The organism is Streptomyces sp. NPDC052020 (assembly GCF_040680575.1).
Lineage (GTDB): Bacteria > Actinomycetota > Actinomycetes > Streptomycetales > Streptomycetaceae > Streptomyces.
The window spans coordinates 197729-222698 of sequence record NZ_JBFAWY010000006.1; the positions used below are offsets into that span (position 1 = coordinate 197729).

Annotated in this window: 22 protein-coding genes; 9 read left to right on the forward strand and 13 right to left on the reverse strand. The window is 72.6% G+C overall.

Annotated features, from left to right (window positions below):
- Window positions 1–148: 148 nt before the first annotated feature.
- On the reverse strand, window positions 149–3100 hold the full coding sequence (locus AB0L74_RS08385) for a BTAD domain-containing putative transcriptional regulator (RefSeq protein ID WP_365647261.1): 2952 nt from the start codon (window positions 3098–3100) through the stop codon (window positions 149–151).
- A gap of 160 nt (window positions 3101–3260) precedes the next feature.
- The gene (locus tag AB0L74_RS08390; RefSeq protein ID WP_365647264.1) at window positions 3261–4166 is read right to left on the reverse strand and encodes a nitroreductase/quinone reductase family protein; all 906 of its coding nucleotides are present in this window, start codon (window positions 4164–4166) and stop codon (window positions 3261–3263) included.
- On the opposite strand from AB0L74_RS08390, the gene AB0L74_RS08395 reads away from it, so the two are divergent.
- On the forward strand, window positions 4165–5709 hold the full coding sequence (locus tag AB0L74_RS08395) for an APC family permease (RefSeq protein ID WP_365647267.1): 1545 nt from the start codon (window positions 4165–4167) through the stop codon (window positions 5707–5709). The two genes, AB0L74_RS08390 and AB0L74_RS08395, sit on opposite strands and share 2 nt — an antisense overlap.
- A gap of 21 nt (window positions 5710–5730) precedes the next feature.
- Here the strand turns inward: AB0L74_RS08395 and AB0L74_RS08400 are convergent, their stop codons facing one another.
- Window positions 5731–7251, reverse strand: coding sequence for a CehA/McbA family metallohydrolase (locus AB0L74_RS08400; RefSeq protein ID WP_365647270.1), 1521 nt, complete (start codon window positions 7249–7251; stop codon window positions 5731–5733).
- A gap of 281 nt (window positions 7252–7532) precedes the next feature.
- Here AB0L74_RS08400 and AB0L74_RS08405 point away from each other — a divergent pair, with 281 nt between their 5' ends.
- Entirely contained in the window at window positions 7533–10118 is a 2586-nt protein-coding gene (locus tag AB0L74_RS08405) for a bifunctional FO biosynthesis protein CofGH (protein WP_365647273.1), read from the forward strand.
- Between the two features lie 92 nt (window positions 10119–10210).
- Window positions 10211–10768, forward strand: coding sequence for a hypothetical protein (locus tag AB0L74_RS08410; protein WP_365647276.1), 558 nt, complete (start codon window positions 10211–10213; stop codon window positions 10766–10768).
- Here AB0L74_RS08410 and AB0L74_RS08415 read toward each other — a convergent pair.
- Both AB0L74_RS08415 and AB0L74_RS08420 read right to left on the reverse strand, forming a co-directional pair.
- Window positions 10752–11264: a DUF2165 domain-containing protein gene (locus AB0L74_RS08415; RefSeq protein WP_365647279.1), complete on the reverse strand. Its 513-nt coding sequence runs from the start codon at window positions 11262–11264 to the stop codon at window positions 10752–10754. The two genes, AB0L74_RS08410 and AB0L74_RS08415, sit on opposite strands and share 17 nt — an antisense overlap.
- An 18-nt stretch (window positions 11265–11282) precedes the next feature.
- Window positions 11283–12359 carry a tyrosine-protein phosphatase gene (locus AB0L74_RS08420; protein ID WP_365647282.1) on the reverse strand — a complete coding sequence of 359 codons (1077 nt, stop codon included), beginning with the start codon at window positions 12357–12359 and terminating at the stop codon, window positions 11283–11285.
- Between the two features lie 772 nt (window positions 12360–13131).
- Between AB0L74_RS08420 and AB0L74_RS08425 the strand changes: the two genes are divergently transcribed.
- Window positions 13132–13293: a hypothetical protein gene (locus AB0L74_RS08425; protein ID WP_365647285.1), complete on the forward strand. Its 162-nt coding sequence runs from the start codon at window positions 13132–13134 to the stop codon at window positions 13291–13293.
- A gap of 233 nt (window positions 13294–13526) precedes the next feature.
- Window positions 13527–13856 carry an antibiotic biosynthesis monooxygenase gene (locus AB0L74_RS08430; RefSeq protein ID WP_044382210.1) on the forward strand — a complete coding sequence of 110 codons (330 nt, stop codon included), beginning with the start codon at window positions 13527–13529 and terminating at the stop codon, window positions 13854–13856.
- A gap of 38 nt (window positions 13857–13894) precedes the next feature.
- Here AB0L74_RS08430 and AB0L74_RS08435 read toward each other — a convergent pair whose 3' ends face one another.
- From AB0L74_RS08435 to AB0L74_RS08445, 3 genes are read right to left on the reverse strand one after another with little or no spacing between them, the layout of a single operon-like run.
- The gene (locus AB0L74_RS08435; protein ID WP_365647290.1) at window positions 13895–14083 is read right to left on the reverse strand and encodes a DUF397 domain-containing protein; all 189 of its coding nucleotides are present in this window, start codon (window positions 14081–14083) and stop codon (window positions 13895–13897) included.
- A gap of 25 nt (window positions 14084–14108) precedes the next feature.
- Window positions 14109–14297 (reverse strand): DUF397 domain-containing protein, encoded by a 189-nt coding sequence (locus AB0L74_RS08440; RefSeq protein WP_365647293.1) that lies wholly within the window; start codon window positions 14295–14297, stop codon window positions 14109–14111.
- On the reverse strand, window positions 14294–15106 hold the full coding sequence (locus tag AB0L74_RS08445) for a helix-turn-helix transcriptional regulator (RefSeq protein ID WP_365647295.1): 813 nt from the start codon (window positions 15104–15106) through the stop codon (window positions 14294–14296). The genes AB0L74_RS08440 and AB0L74_RS08445 overlap by 4 nt, the downstream gene beginning before the upstream one ends.
- Before the next feature lie 113 nt (window positions 15107–15219).
- Between AB0L74_RS08445 and AB0L74_RS08450 the strand changes: the two genes are divergently transcribed.
- On the forward strand, window positions 15220–15654 hold the full coding sequence (locus AB0L74_RS08450) for an ATP-binding protein (protein WP_365647298.1): 435 nt from the start codon (window positions 15220–15222) through the stop codon (window positions 15652–15654).
- Window positions 15655–15674: 20 nt separating this feature from the next.
- Here AB0L74_RS08450 and AB0L74_RS08455 read toward each other — a convergent pair whose 3' ends face one another.
- Genes AB0L74_RS08455 through AB0L74_RS08465 form a run of 3 tightly spaced genes read right to left on the reverse strand, consistent with a single transcriptional unit; the run spans window position 15675 to window position 18121 of the window.
- On the reverse strand, window positions 15675–16466 hold the full coding sequence (locus AB0L74_RS08455) for an ABC transporter permease (protein WP_365647301.1): 792 nt from the start codon (window positions 16464–16466) through the stop codon (window positions 15675–15677).
- A complete protein-coding gene (locus AB0L74_RS08460; protein ID WP_365647304.1) occupies window positions 16463–17422 on the reverse strand; it encodes an ATP-binding cassette domain-containing protein in 960 nt (319 codons plus the stop codon). Before AB0L74_RS08460 ends, AB0L74_RS08455 begins: the two co-directional genes overlap by 4 nt.
- Window positions 17423–17434: 12 nt before the next feature.
- Window positions 17435–18121, reverse strand: a complete 687-nt coding sequence (locus AB0L74_RS08465; RefSeq protein WP_365647307.1) for a DUF4097 family beta strand repeat-containing protein — start codon at window positions 18119–18121, stop codon at window positions 17435–17437.
- A 224-nt stretch (window positions 18122–18345) separates the two neighbouring features.
- Between AB0L74_RS08465 and AB0L74_RS08470 the strand changes: the two genes are divergently transcribed.
- The 3 genes from AB0L74_RS08470 (at window position 18346) to AB0L74_RS08480 (ending at window position 21103) form a co-directional block, all read left to right on the forward strand.
- Complete coding sequence (locus AB0L74_RS08470) at window positions 18346–19143, forward strand: helix-turn-helix domain-containing protein (protein WP_365647309.1); 798 nt, start codon at window positions 18346–18348, stop codon at window positions 19141–19143.
- A gap of 80 nt (window positions 19144–19223) precedes the next feature.
- Window positions 19224–20339: an ADP-ribosylglycohydrolase family protein gene (locus tag AB0L74_RS08475; RefSeq protein ID WP_365647312.1), complete on the forward strand. Its 1116-nt coding sequence runs from the start codon at window positions 19224–19226 to the stop codon at window positions 20337–20339.
- Window positions 20340–20452: 113 nt separating this feature from the next.
- Window positions 20453–21103: a CatB-related O-acetyltransferase gene (locus tag AB0L74_RS08480; RefSeq protein ID WP_365647314.1), complete on the forward strand. Its 651-nt coding sequence runs from the start codon at window positions 20453–20455 to the stop codon at window positions 21101–21103.
- A 119-nt stretch (window positions 21104–21222) separates the two neighbouring features.
- Here AB0L74_RS08480 and AB0L74_RS08485 read toward each other — a convergent pair whose 3' ends face one another.
- Window positions 21223–22803 carry a sodium:solute symporter family protein gene (locus AB0L74_RS08485; RefSeq protein ID WP_365647317.1) on the reverse strand — a complete coding sequence of 527 codons (1581 nt, stop codon included), beginning with the start codon at window positions 22801–22803 and terminating at the stop codon, window positions 21223–21225.
- 224 nt (window positions 22804–23027) lie between these two features.
- Window positions 23028–24938 (reverse strand): MFS transporter, encoded by a 1911-nt coding sequence (locus AB0L74_RS08490; RefSeq protein WP_365647319.1) that lies wholly within the window; start codon window positions 24936–24938, stop codon window positions 23028–23030.
- Window positions 24939–24970: the final 32 nt, after the last annotated feature.

Genomic DNA, 24970 nt, shown 5'->3' on the forward strand with positions numbered 1-24970 from the left:
CCCCGAGGGTTTCCGGACGGGCGTTGGGAGCCGCACATTAACCCGTCGGGCTCCTGGTCACTCCGTCTGCCCCCCGACGCGACGGTGTGACTGCTATGAGAGTGCCGGGTCCCGATAAACGAATGCTGAACGTCCGTGCCCGCGCCGTTCAGGCCGCGGTGGCGGGAGACAGCAGCCGGCGCACCGTGTCGGCCTCCGCCGCGCCGTTCTCCTCGTAGAGGCCGAGCGCCTCGCGCCAGCACGCCTTCGCCCGGTCCACCTGCCCCAGTGCGGACAGCGCCCGCCCGAGGAGCGTCAGGACGCTGCCGCGGGTGCGGTCCCCGCCGATGCATCCCAGCGCGAGGGCCTGCTCGGCGTGCTGGGCGGCCTGGGTGGGCCGGTGCGCGGAGATGTGCGCTTCGGCGATCCGGAAGTGGGTGGTCCCTTCCCACAGCCGCTGCCGGTGGTCCGCGAAGATGGTCAGGGCCTCGGAGAACTGGCTGAGGGCTTCCGGGTGCCGGCCGGCCGCGGTCAGCGCCACGCCCAGGGCGTAGTGCCCGTTGGCCAGCCGCATCGTGCTGCCGACCCGGACGTGGACGGCGAGGCCGTGCTGGGCGAACTCGACGGCCTTCGCGGTGTTGCCCATGCCCAGGTACGCCCGCGAGAGGTTGCACAGGGCCGTCGCCTCGCACAGCCCGTTGCGGGCCGCGCGGAACCCGGCGATGGCCTGGTCGAAGAAGACCTTGCCGTCCGCGTAGCGGTGCTGGTGCAGGGCGATCAGCCCGCGGTCCTGGGCCGCCCAGCTCGCGGCGGTGGCGTCCCCGGCGGAACCGGCGCACTCCATGGCCAGCCGCGCCTCCTCGCAGGCCCGCTGGATGCGGCCGGTCACCAGCAGGACCGCGGTGAGGGTGTTGCGCGCCCGGCCCTCCGCGCGCAGGTCGCCGGCCGCCCTCGTCGCCTGGCACATGGCCATGGCCGTGGCCTCGTAGGCGCGGAAGTTGGCCCCCGACTCGGCCAGGTCCCGGGCCGCCCACAGCAGATCGACGGCGCGCCGCAGCCGGGGCGTGCCCGCGGCCTGCCGCACGCAGGCGAGCAGCGCCGCCGACTCCGTGTAGAGCCAGTCGAGCGCCGCCGACCCGTCGTCGAAGCGCAGCCCGGGGTACCTGGTCGTCTCCAGGTCCTCCACCAGCCGGTCGCCGGGCCGTTCGATGGCGTAGACGCCCGCCGCCGTCGCCAGGTAGAAGTCGAGCAGCCGCGACAGGGCCGCCTCCCGCTCGCTGGGCGGATGCTCGTCCCGTTCGGCGCACGCACGCGCGTAGAGCCGGACCAGATCGTGGAGGCGGTAGCGGCCCGGGGCCGCCGATTCCAGCAGGGACGTGTCGACCAGGGCCTCCAGCAGGTCCTCGGTCTCCTCCGCCGGGAGGTCCAGTATCGCCGCCGCGGCGGCCAGCGAGATGTCGGGGCCGTCGGCCAGGCCCAGCAGCCGGAAGGCGCGGGCCTGGGCCGGTTCCAGCTGGCCGTAGCCGAGTTCGAAGGTCGCCTTGACCGCGAGGTCGCCGGCCTGGAGCTCGTCCAGGCGGCGGCGCTCGTCGGCGAGCTTGGCGGCCAGGACGGAGACCGTCCAGGTGCGGCGGGCCGCGAGGCGGGAGGCGGCGATGCGGATGGCCAGCGGCAGGAAGCCGCACGCCGCGACCACGTCCAGCGCGGCCTCCCGCTCGCTCGCCACCCGTTCCTCGCCGACGATCTTGGTGAAGAGGGAGAGCGCCTCGTCGGGGGACATCACGTCCAGGTCGACGAGATGGGCTCCGGCGAGGTCGACCATGCGCACCCGGGAGGTGACGAGCGCCGCGCAGCCGTCGGTGCCGGGCAGCAGGGGGCGGACCTGGGCCGCGTCGCGGGCGTTGTCCAGCAGGACCAGGACGCGGCGGCCGTCGAGGAGGGAGCGGTACAGGGCGGCGCGTTCCTCCAGGGAGTCGGGTATCGCCGAGTCCGGGGTGCCGAGCGCGCGCAGGAAGGAGCCGAGCACCGTCTCCGGTTCCGCCGGCCTCGGGCCCGCGCCCTGGAGGTCGACGTAGAGCTGCCCGTCGGGGAAGGAGGGCCGCGCCCGGTGGGCCACGTGCACGGCGAGCGTCGTCTTGCCGACACCGCCGATGCCGGCCAGCGCGGACACCGCCATCACCCGGCCGTCGGCGGAGCCGAGCACCTCGCTCAGCTCCCGGACGAAGGTCGCGCGCCCGGTGAAGTCCGGGACCGTCGCCGGAAGCTGCGCCGGGCGCACCGGCACGGCGGCCGGTTCGGCGGCCGGCGCGGGGGGCTCGGCCAGGCCGGGGTCCGCGCGGAGGATGCGCTGCTGGAGTTCCCGCAGCCCGGGGCGCGGGTCGACGCCGAGCTCGTCGGCGAGCAGCCGCCGGGTGTCGGCGTACACGGCGAGGGCCTCCGCCTGGCGACCGCCGCGGTACAGCGCCAGCATGAGCAGTTCCCGGAACCGTTCGCGCAGGGGGTGCGCCGCCGTCAGAGCGGTCAGTTCCGAGACGGCCTCCGCGTGGCAGCCCTGTTCCAGGTCCATGTCGAGGCGGGCTTCGAGGAGCTGGAGCCGCCACTCCTCCAGGCGGACCCGCTGGGCCTCGGCGTACGGCCCCGGCACCCCCGCCAGCGGCTCCCCGTCCCACAGGGCCAGGGCCCGGCCCAGTGCCTCCCGCGCGTGGCGCAGGTCGCCGGCGGTGCGCGCCTTCTCCGCCTCGGCGGCCAGCTCCTGGGCGGCGGCCAGGTCCAGGGCGCCGTCGCCCAGCCCGCGCACGGCGTAACCGCCGGACTCGCTCACCAGCACCCCGGGGCCGAGCACCTTGCGCAGGCGGGAGGCGTACGTCCGGACCGCCGCCAGCGCCTGCGACGGCGGGTCCTCGCCCCACAGCGCGTCGATCAGCTCCGCCGCGGTGGCCGTACGGCCCTCGCGCAGCAGCAGGGCGGCGAGCAGGGCGCGCTGCTGGGGGGACCCGGTGGCGACGGGTTCGCCGCCGCGCCAGGCGCGTACCGGGCCGAGCACGCCGAAGCGCAGGGCCGCCGGCGGCTCCTTCGGGGAGCCGGGGCGTCGCTGCTCCGGTACGCGCGGTACACCGTCCATGCCGTCCCCCTAGACATCCTGAGCAACGACGTCAGTTTGCCTTGTTCATGGTGACTCCGTCAGCCGTGCGAGTCCCCGGTCGCGGGGCGGGCCGGGAGGACCACAAGGTCTGCACATTCTCTCCGCACGGGGCCCGGGCGGAGCCGGGGGGGCGCGGCCGTCAGCGGTCCGCGTCCGGGTCCAGGTCCACGCGTACGGTGATCAGGCCGGTGCCGAACAGCCGGACCGCCGAGCCGTTGAACCGGGGCGGGGCGCGCGACCGGGCGACCGGGTCGTCGCCGGGGAGCGGGTGGGCGGTGCCCGTGTGCCAGCGGCCCCCGAGCCGCACCCGTATCCGCGGGTCGGCGCGGATGTCGCGGATGTACTGGGCGCGCTCGCCGAACTCCGACACCAGCCAGAGGGCGTCCCCGGCGCGGCGGCCGCCCACCGGGGTCCGGCGGGGCGGGCCGGAGACTCGGCCGGTGGTCTCTAGTGCCGCACCAGGCAACGTTCGGCCCCGTCGCGACGCCCGGCACGCTCCCCCAAGCTCTTCGAGCAGGGGGGACTCCCACTCGCCGCACCGGCCGAAGCCCGAGTGCGTCCAGTACGAGGACTTCCGGTCCCCCGGCCTTCGGCCGGGGGACCCCCAGAGCACGCACCGGACGCCGCTCCTTGACGGGCAGACGTCGCCTGCCGCGGCACTGGCAGCGTCTGGAGCGGGAGGCGGCGCAGCAGCGGATTGGCGACCCGGCGCTGGAAGGTGGTGGCGGCGCGGAACCGGAGGTCGTCGAGGTCGGGCATGGCCCCACGATCGCGGGCCGGGACCTGCCTCCGGAACGGCTCCCGGCGCTGTGTGGCGCAGCTCACACGGGAAAAATGGAATCGGGCATTCCGGGCGCTGCTGCGGTTCCCGCATGCGCCGCGGAGAACAAAGGGCCTTGCAAGCGTGAACCGCCAGAGAATTTTGCTCGTATGATCCATGGCAGTTCGCTGTCGAGGCTTGCGAATCGCAGGATTGTCGGGGGTCTTCGCGCCCCGCCTTCTCCCCCCTTCCATGGAAATCGCACACTTTACCGTCCTGTGCCATGACACAGGCGGTAACGCGGCCCCCGGTCGGCGACGAGGCCGACGGCGTACGGGGCAAAGGGCTCGGCGGGAACTCCGTCGGCCTCCTCGGCAGCGCGGTGATCGGCGTCTCCACGGTCGCCCCGGTGTACTGCCTCACCTCCACCCTCGGTTCCACCGCGGGCGAGGTCGGCGTCCAGCTCCCGGCGATCTTCCTGGTCGGCTTTCTGCCGATGCTGCTCGTCGCGTTCGCCTACCGCGAGCTGAACAAGGCGGTGCCGGACTGCGGCACCTCCTTCACCTGGACGGTGAAGGCGTTCGGGCCGAGCGTCGGCTGGATGTGCGGCTGGGGCCTGGTCATCGCCACGGTGATCGTGCTGTCCAACCTCGCCGGGGTCGCCACCTCCTACTTCTGGCTGCTGGCCGGTGAGCTCACCGGGAGCGAGGCGGTCGCGGACCTGGACGGCAACAAGGCCGTCCACATCCTCACCTGCCTGGCCCTGATCGCCGCCGCCACGGCGGTGAGCTACCGGGGCATGACGGCGACGAAGGGCGTGCAGTACGCGCTGGTGGCACTCCAGCTCGTGGTGCTCGCCCTTTTCGTCGTCTTCGCCTTCACCAAGGCCGGCTCCGGCTCCTTCGCGGGCCACCTGGACTTCTCCTGGTCCTGGCTGAACCCGTTCGAGGTCGGCTCGTTCGCCACCTTCAGCGCCGGGCTCTCCCTGTCGATCTTCATGTACTGGGGCTGGGACGCCTGCCTGACCGCCAACGAGGAGACCGTCGGCAGCGAGAAGACCCCCGGCCGCGCCGCCCTGATCTCCATGGTCGTCCTGGTCGGCTCCTACCTCGTCACCGCCGTCGCCGCCCAGATGGCCGTCGGCTCGGGCACCGAGGGCCTGGGCCTGGCCAACCCCGAGACCTCCGACAACGTCTTCGCCGCCCTCGCCGGTCCCGTGATGGGCGACGGCCTCGGCATCCTGCTCTTCATCGCCGTCCTCGCCTCGGCCGCCGCCAGCCTCCAGACCACGTTCATCCCGGTGGCCCGCACGGTCCTGGCCATGGCCACCTACGAGGCGCTGCCGGCCTCCTACGCCCGCGTCCACGAGAAGTTCCGCACGCCGGGCCGCGCGACCGTCACCGCCGGTGTCGCCACGGCCGTCTTCTACACGGTCATGACCCTGGTCAGCGAGCACGTCCTGGTGGACACGATCTACGCGCTCGGCCTCATGATCTGCTTCTACTACGCGCTGACGGCCTTCGCCTGCGCGTGGTTCTTCCGGGCCGAGCTGACCCGCTCGCCGCGCGAGGCGCTCTTCAAGGGCGTCCTGCCGGTACTCGGCGGGATCGCCCTGACCGCCGTGTTCTGCAAGACGCTGTACGACATGTGGGACCCCGCCTACGGCAGCGGCTCCTCCGTCTTCGGCGTCGGCTCCGTCTTCGTCATCGGCGTCGGGCTGCTGCTGCTCGGCCTGGTGATCATGCTGGTGATGCGGCGCCGCAGCCCGGCCTTCTTCCGCGGCGAGGTCCTCACGACCAGCACGCCCGCGCTGGTCGTCGAGGACTGAGCCGGGCTGACCGAGCCGCCGTCACCGGTCGCCGAGGAAGATCGGGTTGGTGAACGCCGCCAGCGCCCCCGGCACCGGGCCCGCCGCCGCCTCGTGCCGCAGCTCCGCCCGGACGTAGGACGCGTACGAGGCGGTGGTCCGCCACTCGGCGGTGCCGGAGCCGGACACCGGCAGCGGGGCGCCGGTGAACAGCACGCCCTGGTCAGTGACGAAACGGACCGTGCAGCGCGGCGCCCCGGTCACCTCCAGCCGGACGGTGACCGGGTCGTCGCGGTCCACCCGCAGCCGCTCGCCGATCCCGGCGTGCCCGCCCCGCCCGCCCGTGGCCGTGAAGGACAGCGACACCTTCGCCGACTCGGCGACGTAGGACCGCCCGGCGCGGATGCCCTCCAAGATCGCCCGCCGGGACAGGTCGTCGGCGAGGACGACGGTCTGCGGCGACCCCACCACGTCCGGGTCCCGGTGCGCGTCGCTGCTGCCCATCGCCGGGATCCAGGCGCGGCCCTCGCGCACCGACGCCACCAGCATGCCGTCCCAGTCGGCGAGCGCCACCTCGTCGTCGGGCGTGTACGGCCCGTTCCACACCTCCACCGCGTCCGCCTCGCCGAAGCCGAACTTCCAGTTGCAGCCGACGCAGGTGGCGTGCGGGTGGGCCGGGACCACCAGGCCCCCGGCCCGCCGGATGCGCCGCGCGAACCGGCCGAAGCGGTTGTCGCGGGCCCGGTAGCGCCAGTCGACGAAGGTGCCCGGATCGGTGCCGAGCGCCACCACGTGCCCGTTGCGGGTGGTCACCTCCTCGCCCAGCATCACCAGCAGGTCGTCCCCGGCCACGTCCGCCCAGTGGGCGTGCGCCGCGTGCGTGTTGTGCTCGGAGGAGTTGATGAAGTCCAGCCCCGCCGCCCGCGCGAGCGCCGCGATCTCGGCCGGGGTGCGGCGGCCGTCGGAGTACCAGGAGTGCAGATGGCAGTCGCCCCGGTACCAGGCCCGGCCCCGGCCCCGGGCCCGCTCCGGCGGGTACACCGGCGTCGGTGTGCGGCCCGGCTCGCCGTAGACCAGCGTGACGGCGATCTCGTACGACAGCCCCTGCGGCGCCACCGTGTACGGCCCCAGCGCGATGTGCCAGGTGCCCTCGCGCACCGGCCCGGGGAGGTAGCCCGGCGTCGCGTCGTCCGCGCGGACGAAGAACTCCGTGCGTGCCCCGCCCGACCAGCCCCTGAAGCCCCGGCCGCCGAGCTCGGTGCCGCGTTCGTCGAACAGGCCGATGTCCAGGGCGTTGCCCGGGGTCCCGGCCGGCACCGGCGGCCGGTCGTAGGTGTAGGAGACCCGGATCTCCCGGACCCCGGAGGGGACTTCCACGGGCACGTACACGAAGTCCGGCGACCCCGGCGGCAGGGTGCCGCGCACCGTCCTCGTCTCCCGCTCCCGGTCCCGGCCCTCGGCCGAAGCGAAGCTCACGGATCCCAACGTAAGCGCGGCGGCGGCGCCCGTCACGAACACGGCGCGTCTGCCGATCCCGGCCTCGGACGGCTGGTCCTCGCACATCTGCTGCTCCCGGGGGTGTTGGTGGTGACCTGGCGGGGTGGGTGGCGCGGGCGTCTCGCGTGCAACTGTCGTATTGAGCCGTGAACTGCCGTCCAAGGGAAGACGATCGGCGGCTTTCGGGACGGAGACCCGGCGAGGACCGGCCGCGCGCGGCCGGAGGCCGGGGGGAGCCCCGCGGCCGGAGTCCGGGGGGAGCCTCCCGGGGGACACGGGGCGGGCCCCGGGCAAGGGGAGCGGCCGCCTCCGCCCGCCGTTGATCACCACGCTCGTATGCTCGAAGGATGACGATTTCCGCGACCTCCGGAACCGGCCCCACCGAGAACTCCATGCGTCGCGCCCTCAAACGCGCCCGGGACGGCGTCGCCCTCGACGTCTCCGAGGCGGCGGTGCTGCTCCAGGCCCGCGGCGAGCACCTCGACGACCTCGCCGCCTCCGCCGCCCGTGTGCGCGACGCGGGCCTGGAAGCGGCGGGCCGCCCCGGCGTCATCACCTACTCCAAGAGCGTCTTCATCCCCCTGACCCGGCTGTGCCGGGACAAGTGCCACTACTGCACCTTCGCCACCGTCCCCGGCAAGCTGCGCCGCGCCGGGCACGGGATGTTCATGTCCCCCGACGAGGTCCTCGACATCGCCCGCAAGGGCGCGGCCCTCGGCTGCAAGGAAGCCCTGATCACCCTCGGCGACAAGCCGGAGGACCGCTGGCCCGAGGCGCGCGAGTGGCTCGACGCGCACGGCTACGACGACACCATCGCCTACGTCCGCGCCGTCTCCATCCGCGTCCTGGAGGAGACGGGCCTGCTGCCCCACCTCAACCCGGGCGTCATGACCTGGACGGACTTCCAGCGCCTGAAGCCGGTCGCCCCGTCGATGGGGATGATGCTGGAGACGACGGCGACCCGCCTGTGGTCCGAGCCCGGCGGCCCCCACCACGGCTCCCCGGACAAGGAACCCGCCGTACGCCTGCGCGTCCTGGAGGACGCGGGCCGCTCCTCGGTCCCCTTCACCTCCGGGCTCCTCATCGGCATCGGCGAGACCTACGAGGAGCGCGCCGAGTCCCTCTTCGCCCTCCGGCGGATCTCCCGCGCCTACCACGGCATCCAGGAACTGATCATCCAGAACTTCCGCGCCAAGCCGGACACCGCGATGCGCGGCATGCCGGACGCCGAGCTGGACGAACTGGTCGCCACGGTCGCCGTCGCCCGCCACATCATGGGCCCCTCCGCCTGCCTCCAGGCCCCGCCCAACCTGGTCGACGCCGAGTACGAGCGGCTCATCGGCGCCGGCATCGACGACTGGGGCGGCGTCTCCCCGCTCACCATCGACCACGTCAACCCCGAGCGCCCCTGGCCGCAGATCGACGAACTCGCCGAGAAGTCCCGCGCGGCCGGTTTCGAACTGCGCGAACGCCTCTGCGTCTACCCGGAGTTCGTGCGGCGCGGAGAGCCCTGGCTGGACCCGCGGCTGCGCCCGCACGTGACGGCCCTGGCCGACCCGGAGACCGGGCTGGCCCGTAAGGACGCGATCGTCGAGGGCCGCCCGTGGCAGGAGCCCGACGAGGTGTTCACCGCCACCGGCCGCACCGACCTGCACGCCACCATCGACACCGAGGGCCGCACCGCCGACCGCCGCGACGACTTCGACGAGGTGTACGGCGACTGGGGCGCCCTGCGCGAGGCCGCCGCCCCCGGCATGGCCCCCGAGCGCATCGACACCGACGTACGCGCCGCCCTGGCGACGGCGGCCGACGATCCGACGAAGCTCACGGACGACGAGGCCCTCGCCCTGCTGCACGCCGACGGCCCGGCGCTGGACGCGCTGTGCGAGGTGGCGGACGACGTGCGCAGGTCGGCGGTGGGCGACGACGTGACCTACATCGTCACCCGCAACATCAACTTCACCAACGTCTGCTACACCGGCTGCCGCTTCTGCGCCTTCGCCCAGCGCCGCACCGACGCCGACGCCTACACCCTCTCCCTCTCCCAGGTCGCCGACCGTGCCCAGCAGGCCTGGGAGGTCGGCGCGGTGGAGGTCTGCATGCAGGGCGGCATCCACCCGGACCTGCCCGGCACCGCGTACTTCGACATCGCCCGCGCGGTCAAGGAACGCGTCCCCGGCATGCACGTGCACGCCTTCTCCCCGATGGAGGTCGTCAACGGCGCCACCCGCACCGGCCTGTCGGTCCGCGAGTGGCTGACGGCGGCCAAGGAGGCCGGCCTGGACTCGATCCCGGGCACGGCGGCGGAGATCCTCGACGACGAGGTGCGCTGGGTCCTCACCAAGGGCAAGCTGCCCACGGCCACCTGGATCGAGGTCATCGAGACCGCCCACGAGCTGGGCATCCGCTCCTCGTCGACGATGATGTACGGGCATGTCGACCAGCCCCGCCACTGGCTCGGCCATCTGCGCACCCTGGCCGGCATCCAGCAGCGGACCGGCGGCTTCACGGAGTTCGTCACCCTGCCCTTCATCCACACCAACGCGCCCGTGTACCTGGCCGGGATCGCCCGCCCCGGCCCGACCCTGCGGGACAACCGGGCGGTGACCGCGATGGCCCGCCTCCTCCTCCACCCGTACATCCCCAACATCCAGACGAGCTGGGTGAAGCTGGGCACCGAGGGCGCGGCCGAGATGCTCCGCTCCGGCGCCAACGACCTCGGCGGCACCCTCATGGAGGAGACCATCTCCCGCATGGCGGGCTCCTCCTACGGCTCGTACAAGTCGGTCCGGGACCTGGTCGCGGTGGCCGAGGCCGCCGGCCGCCCCGCCAAGCCCCGGACCACCCTCTACGGGGAGGTCCCGGAGGAACGGCGGCGGGCGGCGCGGGAGTCGGACGGGCACCTGCCGGAGCTGCTGCCGGTGCTGGACTGACCGCCGGCCGGGTAGAGCGCGGGCCCGTGCTACGACAGGCTCACAGTACGATGATCCGAACCATGGTGCTGTAGCTGAGGAGATGCGTGCCCGTGCCTGCCCGACTTCCCTCGTGGGCCTGGGTCAGCGGCCTGACGGTGGGGGCGATCGCGGCGGTGTCCGTGCTGGCCGTGCAGGCGGACCGGGGGCCGCGCCCCGCCGCCGCCCCGGTGGCCCGGCCGGGGGCCACGGCATCCGCGCATCCGTCGCCGAAGGAGTCCCCGACGCCCGCCGTGCCGGACAGGTCCGGCACCGGGCGGCGCATCGTGTACTCCCTCGGCGACGACCGGGTGTGGCTGGTCGACGCCAGCGACGCCACCCGGCGCAGCTTCACCGTGTGGCCGGGCACGGTCGATCCCGACCCCGGCAGCTATCTGGTGGGGGCCCGCCGGGACGCCACGACCGGCTCCGACGGCGTGCCGATCGAGCACATCGTGTACTTCGCCCTGAAGGACGGCGTCAGCGTCGCCTTCTCCAACGCCGTGGACGGCTCCTCGCCGCCCCCGCCCCCCTCGGGCACCAAGACGGGCGGCATCCGCGTGCACAAGGCGGACGGGACGGCGCTGTGGGCGTTCGCGACAAAGGGGACCGAGGTCACGGTCGTCGGGTAGCGCCGTCCCGCTCCTGCCCGGACGGCAGGTGGTTGACGAGCAGCACGACCCCGCTGAGCAGGAACACCCGCGTCGCCGCGTCCAGTCCGTTCCAGGTGTCCGACTGCCACATCGCGAACCACTCCCCGCCGATCGCGATGAACCCGGCGCCGAACAGCAGCATCAGCATGAGCAGCCCGTACGTGCTGAACCGGCGGGCGCGCGGATGGTCGTGCCGGAACCACAGCCAGGTCCCGTACAGCAGCACCAGCGCGGCGGCGCTCTCCCACACGATGATCAGGACGTAGGCGGCGTCCTGTAGCCACTCCGTGGTGATCGCCCGCCACATCAGGTCCTCGTCCTTGAACGTGGTGTCCATCGCCAGCACATGGCGGACGAACTGCTGGTTGGTCCCGAAGTCGGTGATGTTCCCCAGGGCGACGAGGGTGATGTAGAGGGCCGCGGTGCCGGTGAGCAGACCGGCGGCGAGCGGCAGGGTGCGTGAGGTGGGTGCCATGCCGGTTCTCTTCCCCGGTCAGCCGGTCAGCAACTCCGCCCGCAGCTCGCGCAGTTCACCGGCACCGAGGCCAAGGGCCCGCTTCTCGTACGCGGCGAAGGAGCCGTAGGCCCGCTCGACCTCGGCGAACCCGGAGTTCAGGTACGCGGCCCGGACGTCGAGCATCGGCTTGTAGACCGCTGCCTGCTCGGCGGGCAGGGCGGCCAGCGCGGCGGCGTTCGCCTCGGCGCGGTAGTCGTTGGAGGCCAGGTAGTCCGCCATCACCGTCTCACGCGGCACGCCGAGCGCGGTGAGCAGCGCGGCGCTCGCCCAGCCGGTGCGGTCCTTGCCGGCCGTGCAGTGGTAGAGGGTGCCGTCCGGGTCGCCGTCGGCCAGGTCGGCGAAGACGGAGGAGTAGGCGGCCTTCGCGGACGGCGCGCTGACCATCGTCTTCTCGGCGTCGATCATCAGTTGCTCGGCCTGCGCGGCCGTCTTCGGCAGGGAGAAGACCGGGGAGCCGTCGCCGAGCACGTTGGCCGCGACGTACCGCGTGCCCTCGGGTACGCGGTCGGGGGCGTCGGTCCGCTCGGCGGTGGTCCGCAGGTCGTAGTCCGCGGCGAGGCCCAGCCGCTTCAGCTTGGCCAGGTCGGCGTCGGTGAGCCTGTCGAGCGAGTCGGACCGGTAGACGACGCCCATCTTCACCCAGCGGCCGTCCCGGGTGCGGTAACCGCCGGCGTCCCGGAAGTTGACGGTCCCGTCGAGCCGGATCAGCCGGTCCGCGAGGCGCAGGGACCCCCCGCGCGCGGGCACGAGGTCGAACCACTGCCGGTCGGCGGCGGGCAGCCCCCTCACGGTGACCGTGCCCGAGGCGCCGCCGGAGGCGACGGTACGGCCGTTGGCCCGGACGGCGACGTGCCGCACCCCGGGCGCCTTCCAGGTGACCGTGTAGGAGCCGTCGTCCCGGGCGGTCACCTCGGCGGCGGTGAACGGGACGCGCTGGGCACCGTGCCCCGGCTGGTGGGCGGGGGACGCGGCGGCGGCCGGTGCCGCCAGGCCGACGAGCAGCGCGGCGGCGGGCAGGGCGCGGGCCGCCTTGACACGAGTGGTGTGGTCCATGGCCGAAATCGTTCGACGCCCGGGAAAGGGCCAGGGCAACGCCGTGTGAACCGGTGCCGACGGGCAGGCGGCATCCAGCGGGGGATGGGGTGGAGGGGGTCAACGACGCGAAGGGCGCGAAGCGGGCCCGGTGGGTGCCACCGGGCGGGCTGGAGGGCAGGACGTCCTCGTGTGGGGCACCAAAGCCCCTCGTCCACCGGACACATCCACCGCGTCGCCGCCTTCGACGCCCCCTTGCCGAGCGTGCACCTGTGCCCCGTTCGGGTTACCTCCAGCGCTATTACCCGCACACGGGCGTTGCCGGACGCGTGGCACCGACGACCTCGCACGTCAGACGCGTCCTGACTCACTCACGGGAAGCTGTCGTGAGTCCATCCCGTCGCGACGATGTGCAGAACGTCAAACTTCCACCCCCTCTCTTGTACACATACGGCTCATGACGGCCCGGAGGGCGGGAGCGATACGCTTTTCCCGCGGTCAGTGCGATAGGCCGAGGGGATGTCGAAGACCTCTGAGAGCGGCTCGGAACACGCCTTCCCCCACCGAAACTTGCTGGTCGCGGTGTCATGTGCTCGCCGAACACGATGCGTCGTGGCTGGTACCGGCCCGGACGTCTCTCATCACGGCATAGCGTCGAACAGGCCGGACGCCACCCCCACGTCACGTCGTGGCGTTGGGTCCTTTCTTCCATCTAGGTCACGCAACGGCGCGCGACAGGAGCCAGAGGACATGCAAGCCGCATGGCTGAGGCCCAGCGAGAGGACTGCGAACTATGACTACGACTCGCAACACGGGCTCAAAGACCACGAGCCGCCCCGCGTTCGAACTCCGCGCCGGCGGGCTGCATGTGATCATCCAGCGCATACCCGGATGGCTCGTCGCCCTGGTCACCACGGCCGGCGGCGCAGCGGGGACATGGTGGGCACAGCGTTAAGGAACCGGGTGCAGGCGCAACCCGTGTATCGAGCCGGCAAAGGACATACGGACGGCCATGAGTGCCGAGGACCCTGCCATGCGGGAGCACGACGTACGAGACGCGAGCCGAGCCGAACTGGCGCGACGCCTGGGAGCCGTCCTCACGTCGTTTTGACTGGGGATATAGGAGACTGCACGCACGTGATCAAGGCTCGGCGCAGGGCCCGGCCTGTGCTTCCTGAGAGGTGTCATGTGCCTAGTGTGGTAAAGATCAACGTATTGACCGTGCCGGCCGAGCAGCGCGAGACGCTGGAGAAGCGGTTCGCCTCCCGCGCCCACGCCGTGGAGAGCTCCGACGGCTTCGAGTGGTTCGAACTGCTCCGCCCGGTCGAGGGCACCGACCAGTACCTGGTCTACACCCGGTGGCGGGACGAGGCGTCGTTCCAGGCGTGGATGGAGGGCCCCATGAAGGCGGCCCACCAGGGCGGCGGGGAGGGCGGAGACCGCCCGAAGCCGGCCGCCAGCGGCTCCACCTTGTGGTCCTTCGAGGTGGTCCAGCAGGCCGCCCCGAAGAGCGAGTAGCACTCCGCTCCGCCCCTCCCCGTACCCTCCCGGGCGGCTCAGCGCTCCCCGGCGAACGCCAGGAACCGCGCCCAGGAGGCGCCGGTGAAGGCGAGACGGGCGCCGTTCACGTCCTTGGAGTCACGGACGTGGACGGCGGGGGTGGTGGGGGAGACGGCTACTTCGACGCACTCGGGGCCGTCGTTGCTGCTGTAGCTGCTCTTGGTCCACTTCAGCTCGGGGGTCATGTGTCTCCCGGGTGGTTGGCTGGGGTCAGTTCTCGGCGGTGAAGGCGAGGAACTGGTTCCAGGTGGTGTCGGTGAAGGTGAGGCGGGCGCCGTCCCGGTTCTTGGAGTCGCGGACGTGGACGGCGGGGGCGGTGGGGGCTATGGCTACCTCGACGCAGTCGGGGCCGTCGTTGCTGCTGTAGCTGCTCTTGATCCACTCCAGCGCGGAGTTCATGTTTCTTCTCCCAGCACTTTCTCGATAAAGGCCAGCGACTCCCGGGGCGTGAGAGCCTGCGCCCGGATCATTCCATAGCGCATCTCCAGGATCTGGACTTCCCGGTGGTCGCTGATCACGCGGCTGTGCAGCTGGCCCTCCGAATGCCCCAGCGTCTTGCCGTCCCGCAGCTTCAGCAGCCGCATCGGCCCGCCCATACCCGCGTGATCCTCCCGGTCGGTAGGCATCACCTGGATCGCAACATGCCGCAACGTGCTGACTTCCAGCAGACGTTCGAGCTGCTGCCGCAGAACCATTCTGCCGCCGATGGGCCGCCGTAGCGTCACCTCTTCCAGGACGAAGGTGAGCAGCGGCGCGGGTGTTCGCTCGAAGATACGCTGCCGAGCCATGCGGGCGGCGACCTGCCGGTTGATCTCGTCCTCCGGGTACGCGGGACTGCGCATGGCGAACAGTGCCCGCGCGTACGCCTCGGTCTGCAATAGGCCCTGCATGTTGTGGGTGGCGTACGCCCCCAACTCGACGGCCTCGTCCTCCAACGTGGCCAAGTCCCGTACCTGCTTCGGGTACCGAGCCTTCTCCAGGTCCTCCTTCATCGCGGACAGCTTGCCGCCCGCGCCGGTCACCTCGTCCGCGGCGTCCAGGAACTCCGGCTTGGGGATCCTCCGTCCGCGTTCGACGGACGAGACCATCTCCTCGCCGTACCCGATCGCGGCCCCGAACTCCGCCCGCCGCAGCCCGGCGGCCTCGCGCCACATCCTGATCTGCCGTCCGACCGCCCTGAGTACGGCCGCGGCCTCCTCGTCCTCCACCTCGTCTCCTCCCGCTGTACGAGCCGTACGACCACGACAGGCAGTCGGACAGTGACTGTCCGTACCGTGGGCGTGGCTGTTCAGAGTAGGGACGGTCGGCCACTCTGGGTGACATGACCCGGAATTCGGCCCCCGAAATGATGGACGCGAAGCGGAACTTCGCGATCCAGCTCTCCGCGACCCGCCGTGGCGCCCGACTCGCGCGGCTGCTGACCGAACGCCAGCTAGACGACTGGGGCGTGCCCTGCCGCGGCGCGGCGCAGGTCGTGGCGGAGCTGGCGTCGAACGCCGTACTGCACGGCCGGGTCCGGGGCCGGGACTTCCGGCTCCGGCTGAGGCTGCTGGCCGACGGCACGCTCCGGATCGAGGTCACCGACGCCCGGGGCGACCGGATTCCGCGCGTCCCGGACGCGGTGGCGGCGGACACGGAGTCGGGCCGGGGCCTGCGGATCGTGGCGGCGTTCGCGGAGCGCTGGGGCGTGGACGAGGCGCCCGCCCACGCCAAGACCGTGTGGGCCGAACTGGCGCCGGGCCGCAAGGACGCGTGACCGCCGTGCCGCCCTGGCGGCTACTGCGGGTCACGGTTGAACGTCGAGGCGGACCAGAAGTAGCCGAGTACCGCCAGTGCCAGGCACCAGCCGAGGGCGAGCCACCCGTGGTGGCCGATCGCGTCACCCAGGAGCAGGCCGCGCAGGGTCTCGATGGCCGGGGTGAAGGGCTGGTACTCGGCGATGGGCTGGAACCAGCCGGGCATGGAGTCGACCGGGGTGAAGGCGCTGGAGATGAGCGGCAGCAGGATCAGCGGCATCGCGTTGTTGCTGGCGGCCTCGGCGTTCGGGCTGACCAGGCCCATGCCGACGGCGATCCAGGTGAGCGCGGTGGCGAAGAGCACGAGCAGTCCGAGGGCCGCCAGCCATTCCAGGGCGGTGGCGTCGGTGGAGCGGAAGCCGATGGCCAGGGCGATCGCGCCGACCAGGACCACGCTGGCGACCGCCTGGAGGACGCTGCCGACGACGTGACCGATGATCACGGAGCCGCGGTGGATGGCCAGGGTGCGGAAGCGGGCGATGACGCCCTCGCTCATGTCGTTGGAGACGGAGACCGCGGTGCCGATCGTGGTGGAACCGATGGTCATCAGCAGCAGGCCAGGCACCAGATAGGCGATGTAGGCGGAGCGGCCCCCGGCGCCGCCGTCGATGCCCGCGCTCATGGCGTTGCCGAAGACGTAGACGAACAACAGCAGCAGCATGACGGGGGTGAGGAGCAGGTTCAGCGTGAGGGAGGGGTAGCGCCGGGCGTGCAGGAGGTTGCGGCGCAGCATGGTGGCCGAGTCGCGTACGGCCAGGGAGACGGAACTCATCGGACAGCCTCCTTGGGCTGGTCGGTGGCGGGGGCACCGCCGGTCAGGGCGAAGAACACGTCGTCGAGGTCGGGGGTGTGGACGGTCAGCTCGTCCGCCTCGATGCCGGCGGAGTCCAGCCGTTCGAGGAGGGAGCGCAGCTCGCGCTGGCTGCCGTCGCTGGGTATACGGAGGGTGAGGGAGGTGTCGTCGCCGGTGGCCCCGCCCAGCGCGGCGGCGGCGCTCTGGTAGGCGCCCGGGTCGGTGAAGCGCAGCCGGACGTGGCCGCCGGGTACGAGCCGCTTGAGCTCCTCGGCGCTGCCCTCGGCGGCGATCTTGCCGTCGTGGAGCACCGCGATGCGGTCGGCGAGCTCGTCGGCCTCCTCCAGGTACTGGGTGGTCAGGAACACGGTGGCGCCGCCGGTGACCAGCTCGCGGATGATCTGCCACATGGTGTGCCGGCTGCGCGGGTCCAGACCGGTGGTCGGCTCGTCCAGGAAGATGACCCGCGGCCCGCCGACCAGCGTCATGGCGATGTCCAGCCGCCGCCGCGTGCCGCCGGAGTAGGTCGAGGCGGGCTTGCGTGCCGCCGCCACCAGGTCGAAGCGCTCCAGCAGTTCGGCGGTCACCCGCCGCCCCTCGCTCCTGGGCAGGTGGTGCAGGTCCGCCATCAGGAGCATGTTCTCCTCGCCGGTGATCAGGTTGTCGACCGCGGAGAACTGCCCGGTCACCCCGATCGCGGCGCGCACCGCCCGCGCCTGGGCGGCGAGGTCGTGGCCCGCGATCCGGGCCTGTCCGCCGTCGGCGGTGACGAGGGTGGAGAGGATCTTGACGGCGGTGGTCTTGCCCGCGCCGTTCGGGCCGAGCAGGGAGAAGATCGTTCCTTCGGGGACGGCCAGGTCGACGCCGTCCAGTACGACCTTGTCGCCGTAGGACTTGCGCAGACCGTTCGCCGCGATGGCCAGGCTGCTGGTCATGTCGAGTGCTCCTCAGAGGCCGCGGGCGGTGATGTCGCCGTGGTCGGTGGTCGCGTGGATGGTCAGGCCGGGGGTCCCGTCGGCGTTCTTGAGCGCGTTGTGGATCCGGCCGTAGGCGGTGCCGGCGTCCAGGGCGGCGGAGACCCCGCGGGCGGCGCCGACCGAGATCGCGCCCGTCCGGGTGCGCAGCACGACCGTGCCGCGCACGGCCTCGGCGATGTGGATGTCGCCCTTCTGGGTGCTGATCTCCGCGGGTCCGCCCAGGCGGCCGATGGAGACGTCCCCGGCGGCGGTGGTGAGGCGGGCGCTCGCGGCCTCGTCGAGCTTGACCGGGCCCGCCGCGCCCTCGAAGGCGACGTCGCCGAGCCGTCCGACGCCCCGGAACCCGGCGCAGGACGCCTTCGCCTCGACGCGGGAACCGGCGGGGAGCTGGACCGTCACCTCGACCGCGCCGGAAGCGCCGAGCATCTGGTTCCTCACCGGGGTCGCGATCCGCAGGACGCCGTCGCCGTAGGCGACCGTGGTCTGCTCCGCCGCCTTCACGTCGCGGCCCTTGGAGGCGTCGGCGGGCAGGACCTCGACCGTGGTGTCGGCCCGGTCGGCGGCGATGAACCGGACGTGACCCGCGGGGACGTCGAGGACCACGGAGACCGGGGCGGGGGTGTCGAACCGCCGCGTCGTGCTCTGGGTCTGCTGCATCGTGCGCTCCTTCGGCTCGCTGTTTCCGACAACAGAAAAGCTACGTTGCATTCATAGGCGGGGCAACGAGTTCGTTGCACTTACTAGCTATCTGTGCAGGTAGATGGCGAGAAATCGTTGCAACGTTCCTGAACGTAACGCAACATCCAGTCCTCTGTTCGTTGCAATGACATGGGAGCGAACGCTATGCTGGAGGCGTCAAGGAAGCGCGAAGGGAGACCCCGGTGCCGGGAGGCAGACTCACCCAGCAGGAACGCCAGCAGATCGCGCTGGGACTGGCCGACGGGCTCGCCTACGCGGAGATCGCGCGGCGTCTGGACCGCCCCACCTCGACGATCACGCGCGAGGTGATGCGCAACGGCGGACCCACCGCCTACCGCGCCGACCTGGCCCACCGCGCCGCGGAGCGCCGCGCCCACCGGCGCGGGCGGGCCGCGCCCCGGGGGCCGGAGGCGTCACCGCAGCCCCACGGGCGCGACGCCGAGGCCGTACGCGAGTACGAGGAGACGCTCACCACCGTCTTCATGGCCTCGGGCATGCCCAAGATGATGGCCCGGGTGATGGCCTGCCTCACCCTCACCGACGCGGGCCGCCTCACCGCGTCCGAACTCGCCCGGCGCCTCCAGGTCAGCCCGGCGTCCGTCTCCAAGGCGATCGCGTTCCTCGACGGCCAGGGCCTCGTCCGCCGGGAACGCGACGCACGCCGCCGCGAGCGCTACGTCGTCGACGACGACGTCTGGTACCAGTCGATGATGGCCAGCGCCCGCTCCCTCGCCCACGTCGTCGAGACCGCGCGGCAGGGCGTCGGCATCCTCGTCCCCGGCACCCCGGCCGCCACCCGCCTGGAGAACATCGCCCGCTTCCTCGACTACGTCTCCGAGAGCACCGCCCGCGCCGCGGAGCAGGGCCGCGACATCCTCCACACCAAACCCGCGGCGGTTCCGGACGGCACGGCCGCGCCGGGTCCGGACCCGGGTCCGGACCGCGGCGAGACGGCCGGCGCACTCCCCGGGACAGGGTGAGCGGACCGGGCCTGCACCACCTCCCCGTTCGATTACAGTGCTCGCGTCGACAGGGACGCACGGTGCCCCGGGAGGTCTGGGTGGACGCGACAACCGGGGTCGTCTGGGGGCGGGCCGAGCAGCAGGACTTCCGCAGCCGGGTGCGCGGCACGCTGCTCGGGGCGGCCGTCGGCGACGCGCTGGGAGCGCCGGTCGACCGGTCGGACCTCGCCGCGATCCGCGAGGCGTACGGCGCGCAGGGGCTGGCGGACCTGGCCCCCGCCTACGGGCGGCGCGGCGCCGTCACCCATCTCACGCAGCTCACCCTGTTCTCCGTGGACGGACTGATCCGCGCCCAGGTGCGGCGGGACACCGGCGCCTGGCATCCGCCGACCGATGTGCACCGGGCGTATCTGCGCTGGGCCGCCACCCAGCGCGACTGGGGCCCCGACGAGCGCCGCGAGGAGGACGGCTGGCTGGCCCGCGAGGAGTGGCTGTACACCCGGCGGAATCCCACGCGGGCCCTGCTGCTGGGCCTGGGGGACACGGTGATGGGCACGCCCGAGGCGCCGAAGAACCCCGAGGAGCGGGGGCCGGAGGCGGCCGGGCGCTCCGCCCCGTTCGGGCTGCTCATCGGATGGGACCCGCAGCTCGTCGCCCAGCTCGCCGTGGAGTGCGCGGCCCAGACCCACGGGCACCCCGCCGCCCGCCTCGCGGCCGCCGCGTACGCCGTGACCGTGCAGGGGCTGGCGCGCGGGGCCGCCCTGGAGGCGGCGGTCCGGCACGCGCTCGCGCTGGTCGCCGCCCGGCCGGGGCACGAGCCGGTCTCCGAGGCCCTCCAGCGGGCGCTGGGCGCGGTACGGCAGGGGCTGCCGACGCCCGAACGGGTGGCCGGGCTGGTCGGCGACGGCACGGCGGAGGAGCTGGTGGCCACCGCCGTCTACTGCGCCTCGGTGAGCGAGGACGCCCGGCACGGGCTGACCCTCGCCGTCAACCACGGCGGGCCCTCCGCCGCGGCGGGCGCCCTGACGGGCGGGCTGCTCGGCGCCCTGCACGGCGAGACGGCCCTCCCGCCGGCCTGGGTGGCCGAGCTGGAGGGCCGCCCCACCCTGCTGGAACTGGCCGACGACTTCGCCATGGAGCTGACCCAGGGCCCGGCCCTGCACGGCCCGGCGGGGGCGGCCCCGGGGTGGCTGGCCCGGTATCCCCGCGCCTGAACCCGGCTGCCCGGGCGGGGAGGGGCGGGGCGGGAAAAAACGGGTGTCCGGGGGCGGCGCGCCGCCGCGAACACGGGTCGCTCAAGGGCCCGCCACCGCCAAGGAGTCACGCCATGCCCGTACCCGCCGACCCGACGGTCCTCCACCCGATGCCCGGGCAGCCGAGGGTGGTGCTCCCGAAGCCCTTGGTGAAGTCCCCGCTGATCGAGGTCGGGGAGTACTCCTACTACGACGACCCGGACGACCCGACCGCCTTCGAGACGCGCAACGTGCTGTTCCACTTCGGGCCCGAGCGGCTGGTCATCGGCAAGTTCTGCGCGCTGGCCACCGGGGTGCGCTTCCTCATGAACGGCGCCAACCACCGGATGGACGGCCCCTCGACCTTCCCCTTCCCCGCCATGGGCGGCTCGTGGGCCGAACACATGGACCTGGCCACGAATCTGCCCAACCGCGGGGACACCGTCGTCGGCAACGACGTCTGGCTCGGCCACGGCGCGACGGTGATGCCCGGTGTGCGGATCGGCCACGGCGCGATCATCGGCTCCGGGTCCGTGGTCACCTCCGACGTGCCCGACTACGGCATCGTCGGCGGCAACCCGGCCCGCCTGATCCGCACCCGGTACAGCGCGGACGAGATCGACCGGCTGCTGGCGGTGGCCTGGTGGGACTGGCCCGCCGAGCACATAACCGAGCACGTGCGGACCATCATGGCGGGCAGCATCGCCGACCTGGAGGCCGCGGCCCCCGGCGCCCCGCGGGCCTGACGCCCGCCGCCGGCCCCACCCGGGGCCACGCGGCGGCCCGGGAAGAACGGCCGGGGGCGGTGGACGGCGAAGGGCCGTCCACCGCCCCCGGCGGTCGTCCGTGGGGCGCCGGGCGCGGGCTAGTGCCGCGGCCGCGTGGTGCCCAGCGCGTCGTCCGCGCCGCCCGCCGGGGCCGGGACCGCCGCCGCGGCGCCGGTGGAGTCGCCCCCGTCCGTGTTCACCCGCTCGATGATCGCGAGCCGCTCCGGGGTGTCCTCCGGCTTGACGAAGCCGATCACGACGTACAGCACCAGCGAGACCGCCAGCGGGATCGAGACCTGGTACTGGAGCGGCACCCCGCCCTCGACGTTCCAGTGGATCGGGTAGTTCACCAGCCAGAAGGCGAACAGGCCGGCGGCCCAGCTGGTGAGCGCGGCCGTCGGGCCGGAGCGGCGGAACGGGCGGAGCAGACCGAGCATCATCGGGATCGCGATCGGGCCCATCAGACCCGCCACCCACTTGATCACGACGGTGATGATGTCCTTGAAGGCGGGCGAGTTGACCTGGGTCGCCACCGCCATCGACAGGGCGAGGAAGATCACCGTCGTCAGCCGCGCCGCGATCAGCCCGCTGCGCTCGCTCCACCCCCGCGCCTTCGCCGACAGCACCGGGGCCACGTCCCGGGTGAACACCGCCGCGATCGCGTTGGCGTCCGAGGAGCACATGGCCATCGTGTGGGAGAAGAAGCCGACGATGACCAGGCCCAGCAGGCCGTGCGGCAGGAGCTGCTCGGTCATCAGGGCGTAGGAGTCGGAGCCGTCCGCCGTCTTGGACTCCACCAGCAGCGGCGACATCCACATCGGGAAGAACAGCACCAGCGGCCACACCAGCCAGAGCACCGCCGAGAGCCGCGCCGACCGCTCGGCCTGGCGCGCGTCCGGCGTCGCCATGTAGCGCTGCGCCTGGTTGAGCATGCCGCCGTTGTACTCGAAGAGCTTGATGAAGAGGTACGCGAGCAGGAACACCATGCCGTACGGGCCCGCCAGCGGCTCCTCGTGGCCGTCCAGGGCGGGCTCGTCCCACACGCCGAAGAAGCCGCCGTGGTCGTCGAGTTCCGCCAGGACCGCCACGAACATGGCGACACCGGCCAGGAGCTGGATGACGAACTGGCCGAGCTCGGTCAGCGCGTCCGCCCACAGGCCGCCGATCGTGCAGTAGATGCCCGTGACCACGCCGGTGATGAGGATGCCCTGGTTGAGCGAGATGCCGGTGAACACCGACAGCAGCGTGGCGATCGCGGCCCACTTCGCGCCCACGTCCACGATCTTCAGCAGCATGCCGGACCAGGCCAGCGCCTGCTGGGTGCGCAGGTTGTAGCGGTTCTTCAGGTATTCCAGCGGGGAGGCCACGTGGAGCCGGGACCGCAGCCGGTTGATGCGCGGCGCGAACAGCTTCGAGCCGATGGCGATGCCGATGGCGATGGGGAAGGACCAGGTGACGAAGGACGTGACGCCGTAGGTGTAGGCGATGCCCGCGTACCCGGTGAACATCACCGCGCTGTAGCCCGACATGTGGTGCGAGATGCCGGAGAGCCACCAGGGCATCTTCCCGCCGGCCGTGAAGAAGTCGCTGACGTTGTCCACACGCTTGTGTGACCAGACGCCGATGAGGACCATCACGGCGAAATAGCCGATGAGCACGGCCCAGTCGAGACTGTTCATATGCCCCCCTTCCAGGGTCCGCCTTGTGAACTCCGCTCAGCTGGTTGGCACTTCGCCTGAACGGGGTAGGGGCGAGGCAGGCCGCGAAGTGCCCGCTCATCCTGGGGGCGGGTACGCGGACACGACAAGGAAGGGGTAGGTCAAGAGCAGGTAAAAATGTTCGGTACGGTGACCGTCGTTCACTCACATGAACGTCAGTAACGGTGTCGCCGCCAGCCGCGGGGTCAGCGCAGCTCCTCGGGGCACGGCGTCCCGCGCGGCAGCTGATAGGGCGCGGCCAGCCGGTACGTGCCCGGCTCGGGCGCGAGCAGCACCGTCCACCTGTCGCCCTCGGCGTCCTCCTCCGTCTCCATCAGACAGCCGTCGACGTTGTCGTACGTCTTCGGCGTCCCCTCGGGACGGTTCTTCGACGCCTCCGTCTCCTGCGGCGCCTGAAGGCTCTTGCCCTCGGCGTCGACGATGCTCAGCCACGGCGAGTACGGGATGCGGACCAGGACCCGGCCCGCCCGCTCCACCCGGATCGTCCACTCGCCCTGCTCGGCCCGCTCCACCACCGCGTGCGGCTCGGCCAGCGGCGCCGGATCGGTCACCCGGAACAGCTGCCAGTTGGCGTCGCCCCAGATCTGCTCCAGATACGGCAGCCCCCGCTGCACCAGCTCCCGCTCCCGCTCGCCGCCGTCGCCGTCCGGCTCGTCCTTCGGCAGGACGACGAAGTGCACGGCCCACCGCTTGAGCCACTCGTGGTAGTTGGCCGAGTTGAGCGTGTCGTCGTAGAAGAGCGGATTGCGCTCCATGTCGGCCTGGCGGTTCCAGCCGCGGGCCAGGTTCACGTACGGCGCGAGCGCCGACGCCTCCCGGTGCGAGCGGGCGGGCACGACCTCCACCCGGCCCTTCTCGGCACCGACCTCCTGGAGCTCGTTGACCAGCGGCGCCAGCTCACGCGCCCAGGACGCGGCCGGGGTGGTGTGGACCACGTCGTCGACCGACTTGAAGCCGATCCACGCCACGAACCCGGCGACGGCGACCACCAGGGCGTACCACTTGCGGGTGCGCGGCACCGCGAACGGCAGCGCGGCCACCAGCACCGCGCCCGCGAACAGCATCGCCAGTCGCGTGATGTTGGAGCCGATCTGCGAACTGATCACCCACACCAGCAGCACCGCCAGGGCGTACACCCCGGCCGTGATCCGCACCGTCACCCACCCGCGCGGCACGAGCAGGCACACGGCCACCGCGTACACCAGCGGCAGGAAGGCCGAGCCGAACGCCATCGGCTGGGTGCCGGAGAACGGGAACAGCCACGCCGACAGCGCCACGACCGCGCTCGGCGCCAGCCCCAGCGCCCAGGCGCCCGGACGCCGCTTCTGGAGGAACAGCGCCACCGCGACCAGGCCCACGAACAGGCCCGCGACCGGCGAGGACATGGTGGCGAGCGCCGCCAGCGGCGCCGCGCACAGCGCCTTCGCCCACCGCTTGTAGCGCCAGCGGTACGGCCAGCAGAACACCACGGCGACCGCGCCCAGCGCGAACAGCGTGCCCAGCCCGAACGTCACCCGCCCCGACACGGCGTTGCCCAGCAGCCCGAAGAGGCCCGCCAGCGCGGGCACCAGCGGCCGGGCCACCGCCCGGCCGCGGGCGAGTATCAGGGTGAGCAGACCGGCCGAGAGCGTCCCGGCGATCATCATCGTGGTGCGGACGCCCAGCAGCGACATCAGATACGGCGACACCACGCTGTACGACACCGGGTGCATGCCGCCGTACCAGGCGAGGTTGTACGCCGAGTCGGGATGCCGGCCGACGAACTCCGCCCACGCGTCCTGCGCCGCCAGATCACCACCGCTGTTCGCGAAGGTGAAGAACCAGGCTATGTGGAGGACCCCGGCCAGCGCGGTCACGGACAGCACCGGATACCGGCTCACGCGCTCCCACAGGGCCGAGGCGGCGGCCCGCGGACGGGACGGGGGCGGCGGGGGCGCCGGGGACGACGAGGGCCGCGGCCGGTGGCCGGACGGGCGCCCGGCGCCGTCACGGCCGGCGGGCGCGGCGTGCGGCCCCGGCGGGCCCGCGGGTATTCGGGGGCCCGCTCCCGGGCCCGGATCGGCGTCGTCGGCGCGTGTCGGCTCCGCAGTGGCCACCTGAAGGCACTCCCGTGTCCCGTGTGCTGTTC